General features: G+C 69.0%; 9 protein-coding genes. 7 read left to right on the plus strand and 2 right to left on the minus strand.

Going from position 1 to position 11470, the window contains the following annotated elements; all coding sequences use genetic code 11:
• Positions 1-50 precede the first annotated feature (50 nt).
• From RH864_RS06615 to RH864_RS06630, 4 genes are all read left to right on the plus strand, one after another.
• Entirely contained in the window at positions 51-1409 is a 1359-nt protein-coding gene (locus RH864_RS06615; protein ID WP_310516739.1) for an ABC transporter substrate-binding protein, read from the plus strand.
• Positions 1410-1550: 141 nt separating this feature from the next.
• A complete protein-coding gene (locus RH864_RS06620; RefSeq protein WP_310516740.1) occupies positions 1551-2519 on the plus strand; it encodes a carbohydrate ABC transporter permease in 969 nt (322 codons plus the stop codon).
• On the plus strand, positions 2516-3514 hold the full coding sequence (locus RH864_RS06625; protein WP_310516741.1) for a carbohydrate ABC transporter permease: 999 nt from the start codon (positions 2516-2518) through the stop codon (positions 3512-3514). Before RH864_RS06620 ends, RH864_RS06625 begins: the two co-directional genes overlap by 4 nt.
• Positions 3515-3601: 87 nt before the next feature.
• Complete coding sequence (locus RH864_RS06630; RefSeq protein ID WP_396129952.1) at positions 3602-5518, plus strand: ABC transporter ATP-binding protein; 1917 nt, start codon at positions 3602-3604, stop codon at positions 5516-5518.
• A 92-nt stretch (positions 5519-5610) separates the two neighbouring features.
• Here RH864_RS06630 and RH864_RS06635 read toward each other — a convergent pair whose 3' ends face one another.
• A complete protein-coding gene (locus RH864_RS06635) occupies positions 5611-6372 on the minus strand; it encodes a DUF305 domain-containing protein (protein WP_310516742.1) in 762 nt (253 codons plus the stop codon).
• The gene (locus RH864_RS06640; RefSeq protein ID WP_310516743.1) at positions 6369-7052 is read right to left on the minus strand and encodes a DUF3105 domain-containing protein; all 684 of its coding nucleotides are present in this window, start codon (positions 7050-7052) and stop codon (positions 6369-6371) included. Before RH864_RS06640 ends, RH864_RS06635 begins: the two co-directional genes overlap by 4 nt.
• A gap of 165 nt (positions 7053-7217) precedes the next feature.
• On the opposite strand from RH864_RS06640, the gene RH864_RS06645 reads away from it, so the two are divergent.
• The 3 genes from RH864_RS06645 to RH864_RS06655 all read left to right on the plus strand — a co-directional run bounded on the left by RH864_RS06645 (position 7218) and on the right by RH864_RS06655 (position 11454).
• Complete coding sequence (locus tag RH864_RS06645) at positions 7218-8723, plus strand: sugar porter family MFS transporter (RefSeq protein ID WP_310516744.1); 1506 nt, start codon at positions 7218-7220, stop codon at positions 8721-8723.
• A gap of 123 nt (positions 8724-8846) precedes the next feature.
• Positions 8847-10214 (plus strand): cystathionine beta-synthase, encoded by a 1368-nt coding sequence (locus RH864_RS06650; RefSeq protein WP_310516745.1) that lies wholly within the window; start codon positions 8847-8849, stop codon positions 10212-10214.
• Between the two features lie 76 nt (positions 10215-10290).
• Complete coding sequence (locus tag RH864_RS06655) at positions 10291-11454, plus strand: cystathionine gamma-synthase (RefSeq protein ID WP_310516746.1); 1164 nt, start codon at positions 10291-10293, stop codon at positions 11452-11454.
• Positions 11455-11470 lie beyond the last annotated feature (16 nt).

The raw sequence follows: 11470 nt of genomic DNA on the forward strand, positions 1-11470 counted from the left end.
GGTTCACCCGCGGCCACATCCTGCACTCACGCACTCAACGAGGAGACGACATGAGACTCACACGGCATCGCCGTTGGCTGATCCCCGTCGCGGGCGCCGCCGCGGTCGGATTGGCCCTCACCGGTTGCACGGGCGACATCGCGAACGAGGATGCGGCCGACGTCGACTGCGCCGACTACGAGACGTACGGCACCTTCGAGGATGCCGACGTCACGATCAGCGGCACGATCCTCGACCTCGAGGCCGACCGACTCAACGAGTCCTGGGCCGACTTCGAGACCTGTACGGGCATCAACATCGATTACCAGGGCTCGAGCGAGTTCGAAGCCCAGATCGCGGTGCTCGCCGAGGGCGGCAACGCGCCCGACATCGGCATCGTGCCGCAGCCCGGTCTGCTGCAACGACTCGCCGCGGGCGGTTGGCTGATCCCGGCCTCGGAGGGCGTCGAAGCCAACGTCGACGAGTTCTGGTCCGAGGACTGGAAGACCTACGGAACCGCGGACGGCACGTTCTACGCCGCGCCGCTGATGGCCAGCATCAAGGGGTACATCTGGTACTCGCCGAGCGAGTTCGAGGAGAAGGGCTACGAGATCCCGAAGACGCTCGACGAGCTGACCACGCTCTCGCAGACCATTGCCGACGAGGGCGACCACAAGCCCTGGTGTGTCGGCTTCGAGTCAGGTGACGCGACCGGCTGGCCCGGTACCGACTGGATCGAGGACTACATGCTGCGCCTGCACGGCGCCGACGTGTACGACCAGTGGGTCACGCACGGCATTCCGTTCAACGACCCGCAGGTCGCGGAGGCGTTCGATGCCGCAGGTGCGATCCTGAAGAGCAACGACATGGTCAACGGCGGCATCGGCGATGTCTCCACGATCGTGACGGAGGCCTTCCAGACCGCAGGTCTGCCGATCCTCGACGGCCAGTGCTCGCTGCACCACCAGGCCTCGTTCTACGAGACCTTCTGGAACCCCGAGGGCGGCGACGAGGTCACGGTCGCGTCCGACGGCGATGTCTTCGGCTTCCTGATGCCGCCGGTGAACGCCGACGACCCGCAGGCCGTGACCGGCGGCGGCGAGTTCCCCGTCGCGTTCCGCGACGCCGAAGAGGTCGAGGCCGTGCGCACGTACCTCTCGAGCGATACCTGGGCCAACAACCGGGTCAGCCTCGGCGGCGTCATCAGCGCGAACACGGGCGTCGACCCCGAGAACGCGTCGAGCGAGCTGCTCGTGCAGTCGATCGAGATCCTGCAGGATCCCGAGACGACGTTCCGGTTCGACGGGTCGGACCTGATGCCGGGCGCCGTCGGCGCTGACGCGTTCTGGAAGGGCATGGTCTCGTGGGTCACCGGCGCGGACACCGCGCAGACGCTCGACACCATCGAGGCGGCCTGGCCCGCCAGCTGATCCGCGAGTCGCTGTGCCCGCACTCGGGCGGCACCGCATGATCGAGGGGCGGGGTTCGAAAGGCCCCGCCCCTCGGCACCCCGGCTTCACGACGGCGGACCTCAACGAAGACTGCGTTCAACGACGAACACTGGAGGCACGATGACCACGGCCGATCTCATCGGCAAGATCCTGCAGGTGGTGATGGGGCTCGCCGTCTTCGCGGCGGTCGTCGGCCTCCTCATCTTCTTCATCGACAAGGCGCCGAAGAAGGGCCGCGACTACTGGCAGCTCGCGGGCTTCCTGCTCCCCGCGATGCTGTTCATCGTGATCGGTCTCGTCTACCCGGCGATCCGCACCGCGATCCTCGCGTTCCAGACCGACGGCGGCGACTTCACGTGGAACAACTTCATCTGGACGTTCACGCAGCCGAGCGCCCTGCGCACGCTCGTGAACACCATCGTCTGGGTGCTGCTCGTTCCGACGTTCTCGACCGTCATCGGGCTCGCGTACGCCGTGTTCATCGACCGTTCACGGGGGGAGCGGTACTTCAAGGTCGTGCTGTTCATGCCGATCGCGATCTCGTTCGTGGGCGCGGGTGTCATCTGGCGCTTCGTCTACGAGTACCGGTCGGGCGAGCGCGAGCAGATCGGTCTGCTGAACGCGATCGTCGTCGCGTTCGGCGGGGAGCCCGTGCAGTGGATGCAGACCGACCCGATCAACACGCTCCTGCTCATCGTGGTCATGATCTGGATCCAGACGGGCTTCGCTATGGTGCTGCTCTCCGCGGCCATCAAGGGCGTGCCGACCGAGCAGATCGAGGCCGCACAGCTCGACGGCACGAACGGCTGGCAGCGGTTCATGAACGTCACCGTGCCGGGCATCCGCGGCGCGCTCGTGGTCGTCATCACGACGATCTCGATCGCCACCCTGAAGGTCTTCGACATCGTGCGCACGATGACGGCGGGCAACTTCAACACCTCGGTCATCGCGAACGAGATGTACACGCAGGCATTCCGTGCGAGCGAGGTCGGGCGGGGATCGGCGCTCGCGCTCATCCTGTTCGTGCTCGTGCTGCCCATCGTGATCTACAACGTCAACGTCCTGAGGAAGCAGAGGGAGATCCGATGAGCAGCGTCGCCCCGGCCGATCTCCCGGTCGGCAAGAACCTGGGATCCATCGAAGCCGCGGAGGAGACCGAGTACGCGACGTCGGGAACCAAAGCCGGGCGGGTGAAGAAACGCCTCACGTCACGGACGGCGACCGTGGTCGCCCTCGTCATCGCGGTGCTCTGGACCATCCCGACGTTCGGGCTGTTCATCTCGTCGTTCCGGCCGGCCGAGCTGATCCGCGAGACCGGCTGGTGGACGATCTTCCAGAACCCGGGTTTCACGCTCGAGAACTATGCCGATGTGCTGCTGTCGACCTCGTCGTCCTCGCCGCAGCTCGGCGCGTACATCGTCAACTCCATCGCCATCGCGCTGCTCGGCACGCTGATCCCGCTGGTGTTCGCGTCGATGGCCGCATACGCGTTCGCGTGGATCAAGTTCAAGTGGGTGAACTGGCTGTTCATCTTCGTGTTCGCGCTGCAGATCGTGCCGCTGCAGATGGCGCTCGTGCCGCTGCTGCAGATCTTCTCGACCTGGCTGCGTCCGATGCAGGCCTGGCTGCACGACGTGGTGCCGATCATCCCCGAGCAGAACTACGCCCCGGTGTGGCTCGCGCATGCGATGTTCGGCCTGCCGCTCGCGATCTTCCTGCTGCACAACTTCATCTCCGAGATCCCGTCAGACGTGATCGAAGCCGCGCGCGTCGACGGCGCGACGCACGGGCAGGTCTTCTTCCGGATCGTGCTGCCGCTGGCGACGCCCGCCATCGCGTCGTTCGCCATCTTCCAGTTCATCTGGGTCTGGAACGACCTGCTCGTCGCCCTGATCTTCTCGGGCGGGACGCAAGACGTCGCGCCACTCACCCAGCGATTGGCGGAGCTGGTCGGCACGAGAGGTCAAGACTGGCAATTGCTCACGGCGTCGGCGTTCATCTCGATCGTGATCCCGCTGATCGTGTTCTTCTCGCTTCAGCGGTACTTCGTGCGCGGCCTGCTGGCGGGCTCGACGAAGGGGTAGCGAGGGGCGTGCCGGGCCGGTTCGGCGGGCAGCGAGCGCGTCGTCAAGCCGAGCGGGCGCGCCTGCGGCCGGGCGTATGGTGAAGCGGTGAGCACCAATGCGCCCGGCGGCCAGTCGGGCAGGTTCGGCAAACCGCGCACGCGGATCTCGAACGCGGATCCCGCGGCGCAGCGCGCCGAGAACGCTGAGGCGCCGAAGATCCCGCACCTGCTGCGGCGGATCGTCGAGCTGTTCGCGCCGCACAAGGTCGCGCTCGCCACGACGGTCGTGCTGGTGCTCGTCGGTGCGGCGCTCGGCATCGTGCCGCCGCTGCTCACGCAGCGTGCGTTCGACGACGGGCTGTTCCCGGTCGCCCCGGACGGTGAGGTCGAGGGCCCCAACCTGCCGGTGCTCGCGGCGCTGGTCGGCCTCATGATCCTGGTGTTCGTCGTGTCGGCACTGCTCGGCGTCTGGCAGACGTGGCTGACCGCGACCGTGGGCAACAAGGTCATGGGCGCGCTCCGGGTGCGGCTGTTCAGCCATCTGCAGTCCATGGAGCTGAGCTTCTTCACGCGCACCAAGACGGGCGTGATCCAGAGCAGGTTGCAGAACGACGTGGGCGGTGTGGCATCGGTGCTCACCAACACCGTGTCGAGCGTCCTCGGCAATACCGTGACGGTCATCTCGGCGTTCATCGCGATGCTGCTGCTGAACTGGCAGCTGACGCTGATCGCGCTCGTGCTGCTGCCCGTCATGGTCATCGCGCAGCGCCGGGTCGGCCAGGTTCGCGCCAGGGTCGCGGCGAAGACGCAGGAGTCGCTGTCGGAGATGACCTCGATCACGCAGGAGACGCTGTCCGTCTCGGGCATCCTGCTCTCGAAGAGCTTCACGCGGCAGCAGAGCGAGATCGACCGCTACGCGGACGAGAACCGCAACCAGATCGGCCTGCAGGTCAAGCAGCAGATGACGGGCCAGTGGTTCTTCGCGATGGTGAACATTTTCATGTCGTCGATCCCCGCGATCGTGTACCTCGCGTCGGGCTGGCTGATCACGGGCGGGTCGGCGGATGTCTCGGCGGGCACGATCGTCGCGTTCACGACCGTGCAGGCGCGGCTGCTGTTCCCGCTCATGGGGCTCATGCGGGTGGCCCTCGACCTGCAGACCTCGAGCGCGCTGTTCGCGCGCATCTTCGAGTACCTCGATCTGCGGCCCGCGATCACCGATGCGCGCGCGGCGCGCGACGTGCCCGCGGGGCCCGAGCTCGGGCGGGTCGAGTTCGAGGACGTGTCCTTCCGGTATCCGGATGCCACGGACGAGGTCCGGCCGACCCTCGACGACGTGTCGTTCACGATCGAGCCGGGGCAGTATGCGGCGTTCGTGGGGCCGTCCGGGGCGGGCAAGACGACCGTGTCGTATCTGGTGCCGCGGTTGTACGAGGTCTCGAGCGGCACGGTGCGGTTCGCGGGGGTCGACGTGCGTGAGCTGCGGCAGGCCTCGCTGGTCTCGCACATCGGCATCGTGAGTCAGGAGACGTACCTGTTCCACGCGTCGATCGCGGAGAACCTCAGGTATGCCAAGCCGGATGCCTCGGATGCCGAGCTCGAGGCCGCGGCTCGCGCCGCGAACATCCACGAGACGATCTCGTCGTTCCCCGACGGCTACGACACCGTCGTGGGCGAGCGCGGGTACCGTCTGTCCGGTGGCGAGAAGCAGCGCATCGCGATCGCGCGCGTGCTGCTGAAGGACCCGCCGGTGCTGGTGCTCGACGAGGCGACCAGCGCGCTCGACACGATCTCGGAGCGGGTCGTGCAGCAGGCCCTCGACGACGCCTCACGCGGCCGGACGACGATCGCGATCGCGCACCGGCTGTCGACGGTCGTGGCTGCCGACGTCATCTTCGTGGTCGTCGCCGGCCGCATCGTCGAGCAGGGCTCGCATGCCGAGCTCATCGCCGCGGGCGGCGTGTACGCGTCGCTGTACCGCGAGCAGGCCGACCGCCCCGAGCCCGTCCCGCTGGTCGAGTAGCGGGCGGCCCGACCGTCGGTCGAGTAGCGGGCGACGAAGTCGAACGCGTATCGAGACCTCGCACCCGGTCTCGATACGCTCGCTGGAGCTCACTACTCGACCAACGGTCCGCGGTCGGCGAGCATGCGTTCCATGAGGGAGATCTCGGCCTCCTGGCTCTGCACGACGGAGTCGGCGAGGCGCAGCACGACGGGGGTATCCGCGAGCTCTTGCGCGGCCTCCGCCATCTCGACCGCGCCGAGGTGATGGGCGATCATGAGCTCGAGGAAGAGCCGCTCGGCCTCGACGCCGGTGGAGTCACGCAGCTGTTGCATCTGCGCGGGCGTGGCCATGCCCGGCATGACGGCGTCCGTGGCATCCGCCCCGTCCGTGGCATCCGTCGCCGTCGAGCCGTGCGCGTGGCCGCCTTCGGCGGCCATCCACGCCATCGGCTCGGCGCTGAACTGGGAGAGGCCCCACTCCTCGAGCCAGCCGTACATCTGCCCGGCCTGCTGCGCCTGCGTGGTCGCGATGTCGTAGGACAGGTGCTGCATGTCGTCGGCGTCGGAGATGCCGCGGATGATCATGGCCATCTCGACGCCCTGAAGGTGGTGGACCTGCATGTCGCGGCTGAAGCCGGCGTCGGCGCTGCGGTCGCTCGGCGTCGCGACGCCCAGCGAGGAGAGCCGGCCGATCGAGAACGCGACGACGGCGACGACCACGATGGCGATGCCGGCGGCGACCAGGACGGCGAGCCGGCGGCCGCGCGGGGCCGGGCCGGGCACGTCGTGCGCGTGCTCGGCGGTCGCGTCGGGCTCACTCGCCCCGGACGCGGCCTCGCCGTGCCCGGTCGCACCGCCATCGGGTGGGGTCATGCCTTGCCGGGGCCGTCGACGCCGCCCGAGCAGAGCGCGCCCGGCTCGGGCACGAGGTTGCTCTTCCAGAACTCCTCGAAGAACGCCTCGATGCGGGGGTCGTCGGCCTCGTCGACCTGGAGCTGCGAGTTCCAGCCGCTCACCACGATGGGCGAGGGGAGGTCTTCGAACGGCGACAGGATCACGTAGCTCGAGGGGAGCTTCGAGCGGAGCGTCGCGAGCTCTTCCTCGGACAGCGACGGGTCGTACGTGACCCAGAGGGCACCGTGCTCGAGCGAGTGCACGGCGTTCTCGTTCGGCACGGGCTCGGTGTACACGCCGCAGTTCAGCCACGCGGGGTTGTGCTCCCCGCCGGCGGGCGGCGTCTGCGCGTAGTCGACCGGGGTGGTGACATGGTTCGAGGTGTTCTCGAACAGCTCGACGCCCTCGATGTCGGCGCCCGTGCCCGTGCCGCCGCCCGCGTACGTCGCGGGGCGCGGGGCGAACACGATCGACGCGACCAGCAGGCCCGCGATCGCGACGACGCCGACGATCGCGCCGATGAGGCCGAGCTTCCGGTTGCGCTTGCTGCGCGCTTCCTTCTTGCGGAAGGCTTCGAGCTTGCGCTCGCGTTCCGCGGCGCGCTGCTGCTTCGTGGAGAGGGGCTTGTCGGAGCCGGTCTGGCGAGGCGTGGCGCTCACGGAGGGGGACCTTCCATTCGGAGGGGAACGATTTCTGCGGGGGGTGCTGAGAATCATCCGACCGTAACCACCTGTGAACCCGCTGCATTCCTGCTGAGCCGCAATCCGCGGCTGGGCGCGGGGCCGGGAGTAGGCTCGACGAGCCGACGACGGAGGGGGAGCGGAATGGCTGATGCGCGCGGCGCGGGCGGGGTGTCCGGAGGGGTCATCGATCCGGCGGAAGCGGGGCGCGGCAGCGGGTTGAACGCGCGCGTGATCTGGCTGGCCGTGGCGGGGGCGGTCGGTGGCTTCCTGTTCGGGTTCGACTCGTCCGTGGTGAACGGTGCGGTCGATGCGATCCAGGCCGAGTTCGACCTCTCGGCGGCGTGGACCGGCATCGCGGTCGCGAGCGCGCTGCTCGGGTGCGCCGCGGGCGCCGAGCTCGCGGGACGGCTCGCCGACCGGTACGGCCGGATCCCGGTCATGGTGATCGGCGCGATCCTCTTCCTCGTGTCCGCGATCGGGTCGGGCTTCGCGTTCGCCGTGTGGGACCTCATCATCTGGCGGCTCGTCGGCGGGCTCGGCATCGGCATCGCCTCGGTGGTCGCCCCCGCGTACATCGCCGAGATCTCCCCGCGCCGTGCGCGCGGGCGGCTCGCATCGCTGCAACAGCTCGCGATCGTGTTCGGCATCTTCGCCGCGTTGCTCTCCGACGCGATCTTCGCCAACACCGCCGGTGGGGCTGGCGAGCCGTTCTGGTTCGGGCTCGAAGCCTGGCGGTGGATGTTCCTCGCGTGCGCCGTCCCCGCGATCGTCTACGGCGTGATCGCGCTGTTCCTGCCCGAGTCGCCGCGCTTCCTCATGAAGGCCGGCCGAGAGGACGACGCGAGGCGGATCCTGTCCCGCATCCAGCCGACCGACGTCGACCGCTCGCTCGGCGAGATCCGCACCTCGATGCAGGAGGACGCCGAGGCGAAGCAGACGAAGGGCGCGCTGCGCGGCCCGGTGCTCGGGCTGAAGGGCATCGTCTGGATCGGCATCCTGCTGTCGGTGTTCCAGCAGTTCGTCGGCATCAACGTGATCTTCTACTACTCGACCACGCTCTGGAAGGCCGTCGGGTTCGACGAGTCCGACTCGCTCACCATCAGCGTCATCACGTCGGTCACGAACATCGTCGTGACCTTCATCGCCATCGCCCTCGTCGACCGCGTCGGCCGGCGCCCGCTGCTGCTCATCGGCTCCGCGGGCATGACGGTGAGCCTCGGCACCATGGCGCTCGCGTTCGCCAACTCGGTCGAGGTGGGCGGCGAGGTCACGCTGCCCGGCGCGTGGGCGCCGATCGCGCTCGTCGCCGCGAACCTGTTCGTCGTCTTCTTCGGCGCCTCGTGGGGCCCGCTCGTCTGGGTGCTGCTCGGCGAGATCTTCCCGAACCGCATCCGCGGGCGGGCGCTCGGGCTCGCGGCCGCCGCGCAATGGCTCGCGAACTTCGCCGTCACGGTCACCTTCCCGGTGCTCGGCGACATCTCGCTGTTGTTCACGTACGGCCTGTACGCGACGTTCGCGGCGCTGTCGTTCGTGTTCGTGTTCTGGAAGGTGCCCGAGACCAACGGCATGTCGCTCGAGGAATCCGAGACGCTCTTCCCGGCGAAGGGCTCGGCCCGCACGGCGAAGCGTCCCGCGCCGACGGGTTAGGCTGGGCGGGTGAGCTCCTCCCTGCTGTGTTGCCCTCGCTGAGTAGGCGACCCCTTCCCCGCGCGTCGCGCCGTCGTATCCGCTCGCTCGGTCCGCGCACTCCACCAGAGGAATGAACACCGCATGAAGTACGCAGAGTCCATCACCGACCTCGTCGGCGACACCCCGCTCGTCAAGCTCCGTCACGTCACCGAAGGCGTGACGGATGCCACGGTGCTGGTGAAGCTCGAATATCTGAACCCGGGCGGTTCGTCGAAGGACCGCATCGCGGCGCGCATCATCGACGCCGCCGAGGCCGAGGGCCTCCTGAAGCCGGGCGGCACGATCGTCGAGCCCACGTCGGGCAACACGGGCGTCGGTCTCGCGCTCATCGCGCAGCAGCGCGGCTACCGCTGCGTGTTCGTCTGCCCCGACAAGGTCGGCGAGGACAAGCGCAACGTGCTCACCGCCTACGGCGCCGAGGTCGTCGTCACGCCGACCGCGGTCGCGCCCGACAGCCCCGAGTCGTACTACAGCGTGTCCGACCGGCTCGCGCGCGAGATCCCGGGCGCGTTCAAGCCGAACCAGTACGCCAACCCGAACGGTCCGCGTTCGCACTACGAGACGACCGGTCCCGAGATCTGGCGCGACACCGACGGCAAGGTCACGCACTTCGTCGCCGGTGTCGGCACGGGCGGCACGATCTCGGGCACCGGGAAGTACCTGCGCGAGGTCTCCGACGATCGCGTGCGGATCATCGGAGCCGACCCCGAGGGTTCGGTCTACTCGGGCGGCACCGGCCGCCCCTACTTCGTCGAGGGCGTCGGCGAGGACTTCTGGCCGGCGGCGTACGACCCCGCCGTGCCGCACGAGATCATCGAGGTCACCGACGCCGAGTCCTTCGCCATGACGCGTCGCCTCGCCCGCGAAGAGGGCATCCTCGTCGGGGGGTCGAGCGGCATGGCCGTCGTCGCTGCGCTCAAGGCGGCCGCGAATGCGTCGGCCGACGACGTCTTCGTCGTGCTGCTGCCCGACAGCGGCCGCGGCTACCTCGGCAAGATCTTCAACGACAAGTGGATGCGCGCGTACGGCTTCGGCAATGCGCCGGAGGGGCACACGATCGCCGACGTCGTGTCGGCCAAGGCCGACCGCACGGCCCCGCTCGTCTACGTGCACCCGCAGGACACGGTGCGCGAGGCGATCGACCTCATGACCGAGACCGGCGTCTCGCAGCTCGTGGTGCTCTCCGCCGAACCGCCCGTCGTCCTCGGCGAGGTGCTCGGCTCGCTCGGCGAGGAGGGCCTGCTCGGCAAGGTCTTCTCGGGCGAAGTGAAGCTCACCGACCAGGTCGCGACGGTCATTGACGAGCCGCTGCCGCTGATCGGCGTGAACGAGCCGGTCGCGACCGCGCGCTCGGCGTTCACCGGGTCACCCGCGCTGCTCGTCACCGACGGCGGCAAGGCGGTCGGCGTGATCTCGCGCACCGACCTGCTCACCTATCTCTCCCACTGACTCAGGCCGGCACCGGCCCGCCGACCGGCCGGCCCGGCTCGGCGGCCCCGCCGCCACCGAAGTGAAAGGCTCCACCATGCACGACGACGACGCACGCTTCGCGACCCGCGCCATCCACGCCGGTCAGGATTTCGACCCCACGACCGGCGCGGTGATCCCCCCGGTGTACCTCACCTCGACGTATGTCCAAGACGGCATCGGCGGGCTCCGCGGCGGGTACGAGTATTCCCGTGGCGGCAATCCGACACGTACGGCGCTCGAGACGCAGCTCGCGTCGCTCGAGGGCGGCATCCGCGCCCTCTCGTTCGCGTCGGGTCTCGCGGCCGAGGACGCGCTGCTCCGGACCGTGCTCCGCCCCGGCGACCACGTCGTGATCGGCAACGACGTCTACGGCGGCACGCACCGCCTGATCCGCAAGATATTCGGCGATTGGGGCATCCGTCACTCGACCGTCGACACGAGCGACCTCGACGCCGTGCGCGGCGCCATCGAGCTCGGCACCACGAAGGTGCTGTGGGTCGAGACGCCCTCCAACCCGCTCATGAAGATCTCCGACGTCGCGGCGCTCGCCGAGCTCGGCCAGGAGTCCGGCGTGCTCACGGTCGTCGACAACACGTTCGCGAGCCCGGCGCTGCAGCAGCCGATCGCGCTCGGCGCCGACGTCGTGGTGCACTCGACGACGAAGTACCTGGGCGGCCACTCCGACCTCATCGGGGGCGCACTCGTCTTCGCCGCCGGACAGGAGGAGCTCGCCGAGCGGGCCGGCTTCACGCAGTTCGCGGCCGGCGCGGTCTCGAGCCCGTTCGACGCGTTCCTCACCTCACGCGCGATCAAGACCCTCGCGGTCCGGATGCAGCGCCATAGCGAGAACGCGCTCGCGATCGCCGAGCGCCTCGCCGGCCATCCGGGCGTCGCGCGCGTCTTCTATCCCGGGCTCGCCTCGCACCCCGGGCACGAGCTCGCAGCGCGTCAGATGTCGGGCTTCGGCGGCATGCTCTCGATCGAGCTGGCCGGCGGCGGCGAGGCGGCGCGCCGCTTCGCCGAGTCAACCGAGCTGTTCCAGCTCGCCGAGTCCCTCGGCGGCGTCGAGTCGCTCGTGAACCACCCCTGGTCGATGACGCACGCCTCGGTGCGCGGCACCGAGGCCGAGGTCCCCGAGTCCATCGTGCGCCTCTCGGTCGGCATCGAGGACGTCGACGACCTGCTCGCCGACATCGACGCCGCGCTCGCGCGCCTGTAGGTCCCGTCGGTCGAGG

Source organism: Agromyces aerolatus, from assembly GCF_031432255.1.
Lineage (GTDB): Bacteria > Actinomycetota > Actinomycetes > Actinomycetales > Microbacteriaceae > Agromyces.